At 66.1% G+C, this 15797-nt stretch carries 9 protein-coding genes and 1 pseudogene; 3 read left to right on the top strand and 7 right to left on the bottom strand.

Features of this window, described 5'->3' with window-relative positions:
- Window position 1 precedes the first annotated feature (1 nt).
- Both FG93_RS27505 and FG93_RS27510 read right to left on the bottom strand, forming a co-directional pair.
- Window positions 2-1051 carry an aldose epimerase family protein gene (locus tag FG93_RS27505; RefSeq protein WP_043241128.1) on the bottom strand — a complete coding sequence of 350 codons (1050 nt, stop codon included), beginning with the start codon at window positions 1049-1051 and terminating at the stop codon, window positions 2-4.
- Window positions 1052-1182: 131 nt separating this feature from the next.
- Entirely contained in the window at window positions 1183-1635 is a 453-nt protein-coding gene (locus FG93_RS27510) for a VOC family protein (RefSeq protein WP_043241129.1), read from the bottom strand.
- Window positions 1636-1726: 91 nt separating this feature from the next.
- On the opposite strand from FG93_RS27510, the gene FG93_RS27515 reads away from it, so the two are divergent.
- The 3 genes from FG93_RS27515 to FG93_RS27525 all read left to right on the top strand — a co-directional run bounded on the left by FG93_RS27515 (window position 1727) and on the right by FG93_RS27525 (window position 8400).
- Complete coding sequence (locus FG93_RS27515; protein WP_043241132.1) at window positions 1727-3163, top strand: cation-efflux pump; 1437 nt, start codon at window positions 1727-1729, stop codon at window positions 3161-3163.
- Between the two features lie 78 nt (window positions 3164-3241).
- Window positions 3242-5887, top strand: coding sequence for an aminopeptidase N (pepN, locus tag FG93_RS27520; protein WP_043241135.1), 2646 nt, complete (start codon window positions 3242-3244; stop codon window positions 5885-5887).
- Between the two features lie 218 nt (window positions 5888-6105).
- Complete coding sequence (locus FG93_RS27525; RefSeq protein ID WP_043241137.1) at window positions 6106-8400, top strand: PAS domain-containing sensor histidine kinase; 2295 nt, start codon at window positions 6106-6108, stop codon at window positions 8398-8400.
- Between the two features lie 7 nt (window positions 8401-8407).
- Here FG93_RS27525 and FG93_RS27530 read toward each other — a convergent pair whose 3' ends face one another.
- The 5 genes and pseudogenes from FG93_RS27530 to FG93_RS27550 all read right to left on the bottom strand — a co-directional run bounded on the left by FG93_RS27530 (window position 8408) and on the right by FG93_RS27550 (window position 15797).
- Entirely contained in the window at window positions 8408-11365 is a 2958-nt protein-coding gene (locus FG93_RS27530) for a bifunctional [glutamine synthetase] adenylyltransferase/[glutamine synthetase]-adenylyl-L-tyrosine phosphorylase (protein WP_043241140.1), read from the bottom strand.
- 16 nt (window positions 11366-11381) lie between these two features.
- Window positions 11382-12839: an ATP-binding protein gene (locus FG93_RS27535; protein ID WP_152579680.1), complete on the bottom strand. Its 1458-nt coding sequence runs from the start codon at window positions 12837-12839 to the stop codon at window positions 11382-11384.
- Window positions 12840-12894: 55 nt separating this feature from the next.
- Window positions 12895-13578 carry a response regulator transcription factor gene (locus FG93_RS27540; RefSeq protein WP_043241143.1) on the bottom strand — a complete coding sequence of 228 codons (684 nt, stop codon included), beginning with the start codon at window positions 13576-13578 and terminating at the stop codon, window positions 12895-12897.
- 139 nt (window positions 13579-13717) lie between these two features.
- Window positions 13718-14899: pseudogene (locus FG93_RS27545) on the bottom strand (trypsin-like peptidase domain-containing protein); the annotation flags it as partial.
- A 427-nt stretch (window positions 14900-15326) separates the two neighbouring features.
- A complete protein-coding gene (locus FG93_RS27550) occupies window positions 15327-15797 on the bottom strand; it encodes a cytochrome c-type biogenesis protein (protein ID WP_043241146.1) in 471 nt (156 codons plus the stop codon).

Below are 15797 nucleotides of genomic sequence, written 5' to 3' on the forward strand. Positions count from 1 at the left end.
TTCAACCGCTGAAGCGATATTCGCTGACCTGCCGATAGACCTCGCCCGGACGCAGCACGGTCGTGGGAAAATGCGGCAGATTGGGTGAGTCCGGGACGTGCTGGGGCTCGAGCGCGATGCCGGAATTTGGACCGTAGGGCTGGCCATCGAGCCCAGCCACGGAGGTGTTGAGCTTGAGCCCGTCATAGACCTGGAGCGCAGGTTCACTTGTCCAGAGCTGCATGGCAAGCCCGCTGCGCAGCGAGCGCAAGGTCGCGGCATGGGCAAGCGTCAGTCCGGCGAGCGCACTCGGTTCGCACCGGTCGCGGAGCAGGACATAGTCGTGATCGAACCAGAAGCGCGAGCCGTCGGGGTTTACGAAGCCGACCGCGCGCGGCTTGCGGAAATCGAAAGGTGTGCCGGCAACCGGAGCAAGCGAGCCGTCCGGGATCAGGTCGGCGTCGACCGGCGTCATCATATTGGCGCGAACCTCGAGCTCGTGGTCGAGAATGTCCTGGCCATCATCGAGCTTGAAATAGGAGTGATGCGCGAGGTTGACGACCGTCGAAGCATCGGTGGTGGCGGTGAGTTCGATGCGGAGCGTCGTCGCCCCGACCAGGCTGTAGCGGCACCAGAGATCCAGCGTACCGGGATAGCCGGCATCGCCGTCAGGTGAGACCAATGCCAGCGTCACGCTTGCCAGGTCATGATGCAGGATCGTCCAGGGCCGCTTGCCAAAACCCTGCCCGCCGCCATGCAGCGAATGCCGGCCGTCCTGGTTCAGCGGCACCTGATAGGTCTTGCCGTCGAGCGTGAAGCGCCCGCCGCCAATACGATTGGCGAAGCGTCCGGCGATCGCACCCATATGCGAAGCATGCTGGGGATAATCGGCGGGATCGGCGAGCCCGAGCACGACCCGCTGCCTCTGGCCGCTCGGCAGCGGCACGCGCAGATCGCGCAGCGTCGCCCCCCAGTCCATGACGCGCGCCTCGGCTCCACCGGGCGAGCGAAGCACGATTTCGTGGATCGGCGTGCCGTCCCGGAGGGTCGCGGCGAGAGCAGGCTTGGTCATGGGCATCACATCACCCCGAGGAAACGCGGCGAAAGCCGCGCCCTCTCGTGCCCGATTTCATCGCCGCGCTCAACGGCTGGGCGCTTGGGCCGGGCACTTGGGCCGGACGCCTGGGCCCGGCGCGTGCGCCCTCACCATACCCCGGTATTCGGCATGCTCGCCCAAGGTTCGGCCGGCGCCTTGGCGGGCCCCTTCTGCAGGAGCTCGATCGAGATGTTGTCGGGCGAGCGGACGAAAGCCATGTTTCCGTCGCGCGGAGGGCGGTTGATCGTGACGCCAGCCTTCATCAGCTTGTCGCAGGTCGCGTAGATGTCGTCGACCTCATAGGCGAGATGACCGAAATTGCGGCCGCCAGTATAGGCTTCCGGATCCCAGTTATAGGTCAGCTCCAGCGTCGGGCGGCCACGGCTGCCTTCGGCGCCCTTGGCGTCGGCGGCGTCATCGGGCGCGGCCAGGAAGACCAGGGTGAAGCGTCCCTTCTCGTTTTCGATGCGCCGGGTTTCGACAAGGCCGAACATGTTCACGTAGAAATCGAGTGACGCGTCGAGATCGGTGACACGCACCATGGTGTGGAGATATCGCATGCTTGGGGCTCCCCTTGTTCGGCCGGGTTGATCTCGCTCCTAAATCGGGCCAGAGGCTCTGCTTTCCAAGAGGCGGCGCGCGAGGCGGGCCATGACGAGAACGCAAGACGTGGACACGAGACGCCCCGACGCCGCGACAATTTCCAGCATCAAGCAGCGCGCTGCCTTGCTGTCGGTGATGGCGACACTCCTGCTGACCGGCGCCAAAGGCATCGCTGCGATCCTCTCCGGCTCGCTCGCCCTGCTGACCGACGCCTTGCAGGGGCTGATCGATATCGGCTCGACGCTGTTCACCTGGTTCGCGGTGCGGGCGGCCGACAAGCCGGCCGACGAGGAGCACCATTACGGCCATGGCAAGGTCGAGGCGCTGGCGGCGCTGGTCGAGACCGCGATCCTCTTCACGCTGGCCGGGGCGATCCTCTGGGAGGCGATCAGCCGGCTGTGGAGCGGCGCGGTCGATGCCGTTGTAGTCACGCCCATCGTGCTCGGCGTCATCCTCTTTTCCATGATCGTCGACGCGATCCGCTGGCACTCGCTGCGCAAGGTCGCGGCAGAAACCGGCAGCGAGGCCCTGGCGGCCGAGGCGACCCATTTTTCGGCGGATTTCGTCGGCTCGGCCCTGGTTCTCGTCGGCCTCATTGCTGCCTGGTTCGGCTTTGGACGGGCCGACACGATCGCCGCCTTCGCGATCGCGGCCTTCATGGCCTATTCCGCCTTCAAGCTGGGACGCCGCACGATCAATACCCTGCTCGACGCCGCCCCCGCCGGGCTGAGCGAGCGCCTGAGCGCCGCAGCCAGGGCCGTGCCCGGCGTCGTCGCGGTGGAATGGCTGAAGGTTCGGCCCTCGGGCGGCCAGACGCATGGCGAAATCGGAATTCGCGTCTCGCGGACGCTCCCGCTCGACCGCGTCGTCGCCATCAAGGATGCGCTCGTGCTGGCGCTGCGCGAGGTCGAGCCAGGGGCCGAGATCACCGTCACCGCCAACCCGATCCAGGTCGATGACGAGACCGCGCTCGAACGGGTTCTGCTGATCGCGCTCAAGCTCAAGATCCCGGTCCACCACGTCACCGTGCACAGCATCGGCGACCGGCTCTCGGTCAGCCTCGATATGGAGGTCGATTCCCGGTTGCCGCTCGGTGAGGCACATGAGATCGCAACCCGGCTCGAGACTGCGATCCGGGCCGAGTTCGGCGGCGAGACCGAGGTCGAGACTCATATCGAGCCGATGGAAACCGGCACGCCGCCGGGCCACAATGCCGCCTGGGATGCGGTGGAGGACATCGGCAAGGCGCTTGCCAAGGAGGCTGCGGCGCTCGACGGCCCGATCCACGACATCCACAGCGTCCGCGTGCGCCAGACGCCGAACGGCCTCGTGGTCAATTATCACTGCCGCGTCGATCCGGCGCTCGATGTCGCCGCGGTCCATGCTGCGGTCGACGCGATCGAGCGCGCCGTCCGGATCGCGCGCCCGCAGGTCTGCCGGCTGGTCAGCCATGCCGAGCCTGCGCATCTGCCCCAGCCCGCCTGATCAGCGCGCACGGACTTTCAGCGGACGGGGGCTCGGGCTACAGACAAGGCTCAGATGTCGTTTTCGCCAGGGTTGTCCATGCGCGCCGAAGATACCCCCCTGATCCGTCTCGAGGATTATCGTCCCTCCGACTGGCTGATCGACACGGTCGATCTCGACTTCGTTCTCGATGCGCATGAAACGAAGGTGCGTGCCCAGCTTGGCCTCAGGCCGAATCCGGCGGGCCAGCCCGGATCGGCACTGGTCCTCGACGGGGACGAACTTGCGCTGGTCTCGCTCAAGCTCGACGGCACGACGCTGGATGAGGCAGCCTACAGCGCCACGCCCCAGGGACTGACCGTGCTCGCGCCACCGCAGCGCGGCTTCACCCTCACGATCGAGACGGTGCTGAATCCCTCGGCCAACACCAAGCTGATGGGGCTCTATCGCTCGTCCAACGTCTACTGCACCCAATGCGAGGCGGATGGCTTCCGCCGGATCACCTATTTCCTCGACCGCCCTGACGTGATGTCGGTCTACACCGTGCGTCTGGAGGCAAAGAAGGCCGAGGCTCCGGTCCTGCTCTCGAACGGCAACCGGGTCGCGACCGGCGATGTCGCCGGCACCGACCGGCATTTCGCAGTCTGGCGCGACCCTCATCCGAAGCCGGCCTATCTGTTCGCCCTGGTCGGCGGCACGCTCGATCATGTCCGCGAGGACTATGTCACCGCCGAGGGTCGCAAGGTCGAGCTCGCCGTCTATGTCGAGCCCGGCAAGGGCGGCCGCGCCGGCTGGGCGCTCGACTCGCTGGTGCGCTGCATGCGCTGGGACGAACGCGTCTTCGGCCGGAACTATGATCTCGACGTGTTCAACGTCGTCGCCGTGTCGGATTTCAACATGGGCGCGATGGAGAACAAGGGCCTCAACATCTTCAACGACAAATATGTGCTGGCCGACCCTCAGACCGCCAGCGATGGCGATTATGCCAGCATCGAGGCGATTATCGCGCACGAGTATTTTCACAACTGGACCGGCAACCGCATCACCTGCCGCGACTGGTTTCAGCTCTGCCTGAAGGAAGGGCTCACCGTCTTCCGCGATCAGGAATTCTCCTCCGACGAGCGCTCGCGGCCGGTGAAGCGCATCGCCGATGTACGCACCCTGCGCGCAACCCAGTTCTCCGAGGATGCAGGCCCCCTCGCCCACCCTGTCAGGCCGCGCGCCTACAAGGAGATCAACAACTTCTACACGCCCACCGTCTACGAGAAGGGTGCGGAGGTGATCCGCATGCTCAAGGTCCTGATCGGCGACGGGGCCTTCAAGCGCGGCATGGACCTGTATTTCGAGCGCTGCGATGGCACCGCCGCGACGATCGAGGAATTTCTGGCCTGTTTCGCCGAGAGCTCGGGCCAGGATCTCAGCCATTTCGCCCGCTGGTACGAACAGGCCGGCACCCCGACGATCGTCGCCTCCGGCCGCTACGACGCCGCTGCAAGGAGCTATACGCTCGACCTCGCCCAGAGCACGCCACCGACCCCCGGCCAGCCCGAGAAAGCGCCCGTGGCGCTGCCGATCGCGCTCGGCCTCGTCGGCAAGGCCGGCGACCTGCCGCTCCGCAGCGGCTCGAACGCCTATGCGGGCGACGGCCTCATCGTCCTCGACCAGCCGTCGCTGTCCGTGACCTTCACGGGCCTGGACGAAGCGCCGATCCCCTCGCTGCTGCGCGGCTTCTCGGCACCAGCTCGGCTGGAGCTCGATCTCGCGGACACTGATCTGCTGCGCCTGTTCTCTGCAGACAGCGATTCCTTCAATCGCTGGCAGGCGCTCCAAACGGTCGCGACGCGCGCGTTGACAAGCGCCGGGCGCGGGGCCCTCGGTGCGGCCGGGCTTGCGGACAAGGCGACGGAACTCGCCGGTGCGCTCGACGCTTTCCTGCGCGATCACGCGCTGGCCGACCCTGCCTTTGCCGCCCAGGTGCTGCGCCTGCCAGCCGCCGCCGATATCGCCCGAGAGATCGGCAGGGATGTCGATCCCGATACGATCCATGCGGCCCACCGCACGCTCTCGGCCAAGATCGGTGAGGCACTGGCGGACAGGCTTTCGAGCTTGCGCGACGCGCTGGACGTGAAGGGCCTCTATTCGCCGGATGCCACGGCAGCCGGGCGACGGGCGCTGCGTAACGAGGCGCTGGGATTGCTGGCCATCGGCGCCCCCGAAACCAGCGCGCGCCTCGCAGACACCCAGTTCAGCGTCGCTGACAACCTGACCGACCGGCTCGCGGCACTCGCCGCCATGACGCTGATCCCCGGCGACGCTCGCGAAGCCCTGATCGGGCGCTTCGGAGAGCGCTATGCGGCTGAGCCGCTGGTGCTCGACAAATGGCTGATGGCGCAGGCCCTGATCGCCGAAGCCGGCACGCTCGGCCGCGTCAAGGAACTGATGCGGCACCCGACCTTCTCGCTCGGCAACCCGAACCGCGTCCGCTCGCTCATTGGCGGCTTCGCCGCCAATCTGACGCAGTTCAACCGCCCCGATGGTGCCGGCTACGATTTCGTCGCCGACATCGTGGTCGCCCTCGACCGGACCAACCCCCAGATCGCCTCGCGCCTGCTCGGCTCCTTCAAGACCTGGCGCACGCTGGAATCCGGCCGCCGCGGCCTCGCTCAGGCGGCCCTCACCATGGTGTCACGCACCCCCAATCTGTCGCGGGACGTCGCCGATATCGCGGAGCGCGCACTCGCCTGAGAGGCGGGGCACGCGCCGCCTGTCCGGTTCATTAACGATTTATTACCCGCACAAGATTCATTCTATGAATTACTACAACCATAAGGCGAAATCTGAGACCCTGATTCAACTCAAGGCTAGACAAACCGATTCGGTCGGATTCAACTGACGGTGATTCGAGGGGATGCGGCACGTCTCCCGATCTTACTGACGGTACTGTTATCCGAAGGGGGACGGGCATGGCGCGTGCGAACGCGACCTGCGCGGCAACGCGCGCAGGCACGATTCTGGGTGTCGCAAGATCGCTGACTCATCCGCTCTATCAGCGGTTTGAGAAGGCTGAGCCGACCTTTCGCAAAGTCATTCCTGCCCTCGTCCTCGGATTTTTCGTTCTTTTCGGTGCCGGCGCCTATATCCAGACCTCCGCAATGCGCGATGATGCATTGTCGGATGCGATATCTGACCTTGACCTCGTCGCGGCACTGATCGCGCGAGAACTCGACATCGCAACAAAGATCGATGCGGCACCTGCGACTGTTCTTGCCGCTCTTGCGACTAAGCACCTGTCCTCACACGGCCGTCTCGTCCATGTCAGCGATGCCAGCGGGCAGGTCATTGCCAGCGAGCCGGTGATCGGACAGGCCCGCCGCACGCTGATCGACTTCCTTGGCCAGACCCAGCCCCTGACCGTGTTCGGCGACCGCGCCGGCGTCATGAAGATCGTCCTCCCAGGCGGCCTCGAGACTTTCGCGACGGTCCGCAACCTCGCCGCCCCGCTCGGCCAGGTTGCGGTGCTGCAACCGGCGTCGCGGGTGCTCTCGCTCTGGAATGAGCGCAGCCGTGCGCTCAACATCCTGTTCGGCTCCGCCGCGCTGGTCCTTGGAACGCTCACCGTCGCCTTCCTGATGCAGTCGAAACGCGCCCGTGCTGCCGACGAGGACTGCGACTGTGTGCGCGAGCGCATCGACACCGCGCTCAACCGCGGCCATTGCGGCCTCTGGGACTGGGATCTGGCCCGCGGCCGCATCTACTGGTCGGACTCGATGTATGCGATGCTCGGCTATGATCGTGCCGGCGATTTCATGTCCTTCGGCGAGGTCAACGCCTTCATCCATCCGGCGGATGTCGATCTCTACGCGCTCGCCGACGCGATCAGCCGCGGCGAGGCCGACCATCTCGACCAGGAATTCCGGGTTCGCGACGTCAATGGCGGCTGGGTCTGGCTCAAGGCCCGCGCCGAGCTGGTCACCGACCGGCGCACCCATTCGCAGCATCTCGTCGGCATCGCGGTCGACATCTCCGAGCAACGCCGCATGGCCGAGCAGACCGCGACAGCCGATGCCCGCCTGCGCGATGCCGTCGAGGCCATTTCGGAAGCATTCGTGCTCTGGGACGCGGATAACCGGCTCGTGCTCTGCAACGCCAAATATCAGCAATTGCACCAGCTTCCCGCCGACGCCGTCCGCAGGGGCGTCAGCCATGAAGAGGTGATGAGCCTCAGCGCCCAGCCCAATATCGACCGCGAGCCGACCCGCCACTCCCGCGAGAACGGCACCTCCTATGAGGCGCGCCTCTCCGATGGCCGCTGGCTCCAGATCAATGGCCGCCGCACCAAGGATGGCGGTTCGGTTTCGGTCGGCACCGACATCACCACGCTGAAGCAGCAGGAAGAGCGGCTCACCCAGTCCGAGCATGAACTCCTGATGCACGTCACCAATCTCAAGGCCTCACGCCAGAAACTCGAAGCGCAAGCGCAGCAACTCGCCGACCTCGCCGAGCGCTATCTCGAGCAGAAGGCCGCCGCCGAGAGCGCCAACCGCGCCAAGTCGGAATTCCTGGCGAATATGAGCCACGAGCTGCGCACGCCGCTCAACGCCATCATCGGTTTCTCCGAGATCATGGAGAACGGCATGTTCGGTGCCCTCGGCAGCGAACGCTATGTCGAATATGTCCGCGACATCCGGACCAGCGGCGGCTATCTGCTCGGGGTCATCAACGACATCCTCGACATGTCGCGGCTGGAATCCGGCAAGCGCCGGCTGGAAGCCTCCGATGTCGCCGTCGACCTGGTCGTCGCCGAGGCCGTCCATGAGGCCCAGGAGCAGATCACGCGCAAGGATCTCACCCTGACTGTCGAGGGAGCCAAGAACCTGCACCTCGTCGCCGATCCGCATGCGCTCTACCAGATCCTCCAGAACCTGCTCGACAACGCGATCAAGTTCACCCCCACCGGCGGGCGCGTCGCCATCCGCACGCGGCAGGTGCCGGACGCGCTCAACATCTATGTCGAGGATACCGGCATCGGCATCCCGAAGGAGAAGATCGATCGCATCGGCCGGCCTTTCGAGCAGGTGGAGGGCGAGCTGATCCGCAGCCATGGCGGCTCCGGCCTCGGCCTCGCCATTGCCCGGTCCCTGACGGAGCTCCATGGCGGCTCGCTGCGCCTGCGCTCGACCAGCGGCGCCGGCACGATCGTGATGGTGCATCTGCCCCTGAACGGGGGCGCCGGGCGCATCAGCGCCCAGGCTGCGTAAGGTTGCCTCAGCCCTGACGGGCTGCGCCCAGCACGCGCTTGAAGATCCCGCGCACGGCGCTACGCGTTTCGTCCAGTTCTGCGCGCAGCACCTTGGCGTCCGGCCGCCCAACCGCCGTCGCGATCCGACGTAGCACACGATCCGGCACCGCCTTCGGATCGAAGGCCTCCTCAACCGTGAAGCGCTGCCAGAGCTGCACGTCGCCGATCAGGCGTTGCGCCTCCACGAGAACCGAGGCATCGCCCTGCGTGAGCAGCCCGGCCTCGCGCGCAGCGACGAAGACGGACGCGGTCTCTCGCACCAGAAGTCCGGGATGACCGCTGGCGTGAGCCAGGATCAGGAACTGAGCCAGGAAATCCAGGTCCGTCAGCCCGCCCGCGGCGAGCTTGAGATCCCATGGATCGCTTTCACCCTTCTCCCTGGCGATCAGCGCCCGCATATCCGCAACCGCCGCAGCGACCTTGGCCGGCTCGCGCCGGCGGCTCAGGATGGCCGCGATCGCCGCTTCAGTGCGCCGTGCAAGCGCAGCATCGCCGGTGATGACGCGGGCTCGGGTCAGCGCCATTTCCTCCCAGATCTCGGCTTCGCCCCCATGATAGGCCTCGAAACCGGCGAACTGGGTCGCCGCCGGGCTCTTGTTGCCAGAGGGCCGCAGCCGCATGTCGACCTGATAGAGCGTCCCACGCCGCGTCGGCACGGTAAGGGCGGCAACGAGGCGCTGGGTGAAGCGGATATGCCAGGTGACAGGATCGAGCGATTTGCGCCCGGTGCTGGCCTCGGACGATGCCGGCCGGTCATAGAGCAGGATCAGATCGAGATCGGAAGACGGCGTCAACTCGCCGGCCCCGAGCCGTCCGAGCCCGAGGACCACAGTTTCCGCCCCCTCGATCACACCATGATCTTCGCCGAAGGCCGTCTTGGTGTCGTCGAAGGCAACGCACAGGCAGGCGTCGGCCACCGCGCAATAGGCCTGTCCCGCCTGCTGGGCAGCATAGACGCCCGAAAGCAGCCGCGCCCCGACGAGGAAGTTCTCCTGCCGGGCCGCATCGCGCAGTCGATCGAGTCCGTCCTCCACGCTGGGCGGCGGTGTGCCGACTGCTGCACGAATGCGCCGCGCGATCGCCTCGCCATCAAGCACGGATGATGTGAAGGCCGGGTCGATGACGCCATCAAGCACATGCGGGTGGAGGGCGGCGACCTTGGCCAGGCGGGGAGCGCTGCCAAGAATTTCGGCGAAGATCGTCAGCAGCGAGCCATGCGAACGTAGCAGGGTCAGCAGTTCGACAGCCGCCGGCATCCGCACAAAGGCGTTGTCGAGATGGGCGAGCGCACCATCGGGATCGGCCGTGCGGCCAAGCGCCACGAGCAGCGCCGGCGTCAGCTCGGTCAGGACCTCACGGGCGCGGGCGCTGGTGACGGCGGCGCGGCGGCCGAAATGCCATCCGCGCACGGTCTCTGCCACGGTCTTGGGGGCGCGGAAGCCGAGCTTGCCCAGCGTTTCCAGCGTGTCGGGATCGAGCTCGGTGCCCGTGAAGCTCAATGTGCCCGCTTCGCTCGCCAGGCTCGGCCCCTCCTCGAACAGCAGCCCATAATGGCCCTCGACGTGCTTGGCATGAGCCGTCAGGGCCTTGCCGAAGGCGGCCGTCGAGGGATAGCCGCAGAAACGGGCAAAGGCCTCGAGATCGGCCTTCTGCGTCGGCAGCGTCTGCGTCTGTTCGTCATTGCGCATCTGCAGGCGGTGTTCGATCGTGCGCAGGAAGCGATAGGATTCCCCGAGTTCGTCGCGCGCCTGAGGCGTGATCCAGCCTTCGCGGGTCAGTTCGGCCAGCATGTCGAGAGTTCGCGCGCCGCGCAAAGCCGGGCGCCGGCCGCCGAAGACCAGTTGCTGCGTCTGTACGAAGAACTCGATCTCGCGGATGCCGCCGCGCCCGAGCTTCACATTATGGCCGGCGACCGCAACGGTCTCGTGGCCCTTCACCGTCTGAATCTGGCGCTTCATCGCGTGGATGTCGGCGATCGCGGCGAAGTCGAAATATTTGCGCCAGATGAAGGGGGCGAGATCGCCGATGAAGCGGTGCCCAAGCGCGAGATCGCCCGCCACGGGGCGCGCCTTGATCATCGCCGCCCGTTCCCAGTTCTGACCGACGGTCTCATAGTAGGAATAGGCGGTCGGCAGCGCGACGGCGACATGGGTCGAGCCGGGATCGGGGCGCAGCCTGAGATCGACGCGGAAGACGTAACCGTCCGGCGTACGCTCCTGGATGATCCGGGCGACCTGCTGCGTCAGCTTGACGAAAAAGCTCGACGGCTCGGCGACGCCGGCGGCCTCGGCCGCTTCGGGATCGAAGAACACGACGATGTCGATGTCGGAGGAGTAATTCAGCTCGCCGGCGCCGTGCTTGCCGAGCGCGAGAACGACGAGTCCGGAGCCCGGCCCGGGATCGGCTGGATCGGCCAGGGTCATCCGGCCAAGGTCGGCCGCCTGCCGCAACGCATGCGCAACCGCCAGCCGCACCGCCACGTCAGCCGTTGCGGTCAGGGCGGCTGTCACCGTCTCGACATCCCAGAGGCCGCCGATATCGGCGAGCGCCACGAGCAGCGCCATAGCCTGGCGAAAGCGCCGCAAGCCCCGCATCAGCTCGCTCATCTCGCATTCGGCGGCGGCACCTAGAGCCTGGATAGCACTGAGCAGAGCGTCCCGGCGCGCTTCCGGCGCCAATGTCAGCGAGGCGAGCAGCCCTTCGGGATCAAGCCGCATGACCTGCGCGAGAAAGGGCGAATGCGCCAGCAGGCCGGCGACGAGTTCGGCCGAACGCGGATGTCCGGCGAAATGAGCGGCGAGCGCCTGGGCGAGGTCCTCGTCCCGCAGACGATCGATCAGATCATGCGCGATGAGCGCGTCGATCTTGGCCCGCGCCGGCAGGACAGGCGCGCTCGATACTCTCTCGCAAAGCTGCCCGTCCATTGCATAACCCCGCCGTTCAAACCGACTGGAGGCCAGCAGGGTTCGCCTGCGCTGTCGAGGCGGGAAGCGCTCCTTCCCCGGCTGTTTCCACAGGCTTGCGCGGCGCTTCCGGCAGCAGCATGACGACGCGAAGGCCCGGCGCATTGTCCTCGAGCCTGATCAGGCCACCATGCAACCGGACAACGCCGGCCGCGAGCGAAAGGCCGAGGCCGAAGCCGGGCTTGCTGCGACTCTGATCCAATCTGACGAAGCGCTCGAGAACGCGACCGCGGTCGGCCTCGGGAATGCCCGGCCCATGATCAGCGACGGTAAGTTCGATCTGCTCTCCGACCACCCCGGCGGCAACCCGCACGACCGGGACCGCGTCCCCTGTCGGCTTGCCATATTTCAGGGCGTTGTCGATCAGATTGGCGAGCGCCTGGCCGATCAGCTCTCTGTTGCCCGACACGCGCAGGTTCGGCGTGACCTCGGTGACGATCTCAAGCCCCGCCTCCTCCGCCAACGGTTCGTAGAGCTCGGCGAGACCCGAGACGACCTCCGAGAGATCGAGCTCGGCCATGCTGTCATTGATCCGCCCCGTCTCAAGCCGCGCGATCATCAGGAGCGCATTGAAGACGCGGATCAGATTGTCCGCCTCGTCGATGGACGCATCCAGTGCGCCACGGAGTTCGTCCGGCGACTGAGCGGTGCGCAGCGCCTCCTCTGCCCGGTTGCGCAGGCGCGTCAGCGGCGTCTTGAGGTCATGGGCGATATTGTCCGAGACCTCCTGCATGCCGGCCATCAACTCGCCGATCCGGTCCAGCATGGCATTGAGATTGAGCGCCAGCCGATCCAGCTCATCGCCGGTGCCGGAGATCGCGAGCCGTCCCTTGAGATCGCCCGCCATGATGGTTTGCGCGGTGTCGGTCATGTCGTCGATGCGCTTGAGCACGCGCCGCGCCACGAACCAGCTCGCGAAGCAGCCCAGCACGAAGACCAGCAGGAGCGACCAGCCGGCGGCCCGCCGGATCACCACTCCCAGCCGGTCCCGCTCCTCCAGATCCCGGCCGACGAGCAGCCTGAAGCCGCCAGGAAGCATGAAGACCCGAACGATGGCGCGGCTCGGCGTGTCAAGCGCGTCGCTGCTGCGGGAATATTCGATCTCGCTCTCGCCAGGCCGGTCGAGCGCGCCCGGCTGCAAGGCCTCGACATTTCCGGCCAGGCGCTCACCGACCGGCGTCGTCACGAGATAAAGCGAAGCGCCAGGCCCGCGCGAGCGCCGCTCGATGATATTGACGAGGCGCCTGATGCCCCCCAGGCGCTGCTGCTCGGCGAGCCCCTGGATCTCGGCATCAATCGTCGAACGGATCTGGTCGTCCAGCAGGCGCTTGGCATTCCAGGCGACGTAGCCAAGCACGAACCCCGCGAAGAGCGCGAAGATGACGAGATAGATCGCGGTCAGCTTGAAGGCCGTGGTGCGGAACAGGTTCGGCAGGAAGCGCTGCTTCCTCTTCGGAGCCTGAGACGCACCGGAGCCCGGCGAGACGATGTCAGCGGGTCGTGTCACGAACCATGTATCCCGCGCCGCGAATGGTGTGGATCATCGGATGCTCGAAGCCCTTGTCGACCTTCGAACGCAACCGCGAGACATGCACGTCGATGACGTTGGTCTGCGGATCAAAATGATAGTCCCAGACATTTTCGAGCAGCATCGTGCGCGTCACGACCTGCCCGGCATGCTTCATCAAATACTCAAGCAGGCGGAATTCGCGCGGCTGCAGCGGAATCTCGCTGTCGCCGCGGGTGACCCGATGGGCCAGCCGGTCGAGTACGAGGTCACCGACACGATAGGTCGTTGGCTCCGAGGCCGGAGCCGCACGCCGCCGCGACAACACCTCGACGCGCGCCAGCAGCTCGGAGAAGGCATAGGGCTTCGGCAGATAATCATCGCCGCCAGCACGCAGCCCCTTCACGCGGTCATCGACCTGCGCAAGCGCGGACAGGATCAGCGCCGGCGTCGCATCGTTCTGCTCCCTGAGCGAACGGATCAGCGACAGGCCGTCGAGCCGCGGCAGCATGCGATCGACCACCAGAACATCATAGCCGCCCCCTTCCGCCATGGCATAGCCCTGCAGGCCGTCGGCAGCATGATCGGCGACATGGCCTGCCTCGCGAAAGGCCTTGACGAGATAGGCCGCCGCTTCGGCGTCGTCTTCAACGATAAGGAGTCGCATGACGGCAGGTTACCTCAGGACACTGAAAAACGGCAGGCCGGATGAGTACATCCGGCCTGCCGCGTTAAGGCTGGTTTACCTGGCAGGGGCGACTGAAAGCCAGGAACCCGCCCAACCTTGCTTAGGCGGCCGGCTGACGGCCGACCTCGAAGCTGACCTCGCGCTCCTTGCCTTCGCGCCACACGGTCAGGGTCGTCTTGGTGCCCGGCGCGAAGACCGCGATCTTCTTGGAGAGATCGCGGGCGTCGGCGACCTTCTCGCCATTGACGGCGATGATCGTGTCACCGCGCTTGATGCCTGCCTTGGCAGCGGGGCCATTGGCCTGCGCCTCGGCGATCAGGGCGCCACGCGGCTCCTTGAGACCGATCGCGTCGGCGAGTTCGGCGGTGACGGGCTGGATCTGGACGCCGATGAAGCCACGGGCGACAGAGCCATCCTTCTTCAGCGAGGCGACGACGCTCTCGACAGTGGCAGCCGGAACGGCGAAGGCGATGCCGACATTGCCACCCGAAGGCGAGTAGATCGCGGTGTTGACGCCGACGACCTCACCCTTCTGGTTGAAGGTCGGGCCGCCCGAATTGCCGCGGTTCACGGCCGCGTCGATCTGCAGGAAATCGTCATAAGGACCGGAGCCGATGTCGCGGCCCTGGGCCGAGACAATGCCCGCAGTCACGGTGCCGCCGAGGCCGAAGGGGTTGCCGACAGCCAGCACCCAGTCGCCAATCCGCGGCTTCGCCTTGGAGAGCTGGACGAAGGGATAATTGCCTTCCTCGGTGACCTTCAGCAGTGCGATATCGGTCCGCGGATCGGTGCCGATGACCTTGGCCGCAAGCGTCTTGCCGGTGTCGGTGACGAGTTGGACCTCGGTCGCGTTCTGGACGACGTGGTTGTTGGTCACGACATAGCCGTCCTGGCTGACGAAGAAGCCCGAGCCCTGCGACATGCCCTGACGCGGCTGCGGCCTGCCCTGGCGCGGACCCTGGCCCTGCCCCTCTTCACCGAAACGGCGGAGGAAACGCTCGAGCGGGTGGCCGGGCGGCAGGCCCTCGATGCCGCTCTCGCCGTCCTCAGGGGAGGCAGCAGCGACACTGGTCTTGACGCGAACGGAAACGACAGCCGGCTTCACGTGGTCGACCATGTCCGCGAAGGACGGAAGCTGGGTCTGGACGCCGGAGAGCTGGATCGGCTGGGCGAAGGCGCTGTGGTTCTGCATGAGAGCGCCATCGGCGAGACCAGCGGCAAGGCCGATGCCCAGCGTGGCCGCACCAGCGATCAGGGCGCCGCGCTTGAGAATGGACTTGGAGGTGTTGGGGGTCGTCATGGTTTTACCTCTGCGACTGACGGCAGGGGCATTCCCTGCTTGGTGTCGTGACCATGACGGGCAGCGCCTTACCTCGTTTTCGCGCCGAGATGACGGTTTTGTAAGGTTGAGCGGACGACGGGCCCATGCGCCGCCGGAATACCTATGCCGGGCCACAAACCCAGGGTGGAGCCTATCTCACGGGCAGGAGGATCGCAGCCCAGCGGGGGTATTCCGGGGACAAGCAGCCTGCTTCGCCCGGGTCTTCGCTGAGAACGCGACGTTCAGGCCATCACCGATCCGTACCGGCGTTGTGAATTGGAGCGCCAACCTGGGTCCTGCCATAACAGGCGAGATGCTGAGCCAGTGCGGCATCTCCGTCTGACCTGGGCGTCAGTGTTTGCATCGGCTTTCCCAAAAACCGCAACCCACTTTTCGGGCCGATGCTCTAGTTGCCGTCCCGCCTGATCAACGCATCAAGCCGTGCCTGCTCGTCCTCGCTCAGGGGTTTCGTCTTCTGACCGGCCGGGGTCCGCATCAGCCGGCTTTTCCGACCGAGATAGGCAAGGCCGAAGGCAAGGATCAGGAATGGCGCAACCCACAACGCAATCGTGCGGATATTGAGGGGGGGACTCAGCAGGACGAAATTGCCGTAACGCGCGACGACGAAATCCCGCACCGCCTCATCCGTATCACCGGCAACCAGCCGCTCGCGCACAAGGATGCGCAGGTCGCGGGCAAGGGGCGCGTCGGAATCGTCGATCGATTGATTCTGGCAGACGAGGCAGCGCAGCCCGCCGGAAATCTGCCGCGCCCGCTGCTCGAGCGTAGCGTTAGGCAGGACCTCGTCGGGCTGCACCGCCCCGACCGGGCTGGCGCAGAGCAGGCCGAGCATCAGCAAGGCAAGGACGCGGCGCAT

It is taken from the genome of Allobosea sp. LC85 (assembly GCF_000735605.1).
Lineage (GTDB): Bacteria > Pseudomonadota > Alphaproteobacteria > Rhizobiales > Beijerinckiaceae > Allobosea.

What these genes read in the sequence shown, in the direction of transcription:
- FG93_RS27525 (WP_043241137.1), top strand. Translation starts at nt 6,106, where the DNA reads ATGGCGCGTGCGAACGCGACCTGCGCGGCAACGCGCGCAGGCACGATT.
- FG93_RS27515 (WP_043241132.1), top strand. Translation starts at nt 1,727, where the DNA reads ATGACGAGAACGCAAGACGTGGACACGAGACGCCCCGACGCCGCGACA.
- pepN (WP_043241135.1), top strand. Translation starts at nt 3,242, where the DNA reads ATGCGCGCCGAAGATACCCCCCTGATCCGTCTCGAGGATTATCGTCCC.
- FG93_RS27505 (WP_043241128.1), bottom strand. Translation starts at nt 1,051, where the DNA reads ATGACCAAGCCTGCTCTCGCCGCGACCCTCCGGGACGGCACGCCGATC.
- FG93_RS27510 (WP_043241129.1), bottom strand. Translation starts at nt 1,635, where the DNA reads ATGCGATATCTCCACACCATGGTGCGTGTCACCGATCTCGACGCGTCA.
- FG93_RS27530 (WP_043241140.1), bottom strand. Translation starts at nt 11,365, where the DNA reads ATGGACGGGCAGCTTTGCGAGAGAGTATCGAGCGCGCCTGTCCTGCCG.
- FG93_RS27540 (WP_043241143.1), bottom strand. Translation starts at nt 13,578, where the DNA reads ATGCGACTCCTTATCGTTGAAGACGACGCCGAAGCGGCGGCCTATCTC.
- FG93_RS27550 (WP_043241146.1), bottom strand. Translation starts at nt 15,797, where the DNA reads ATGCGCCGCGTCCTTGCCTTGCTGATGCTCGGCCTGCTCTGCGCCAGC.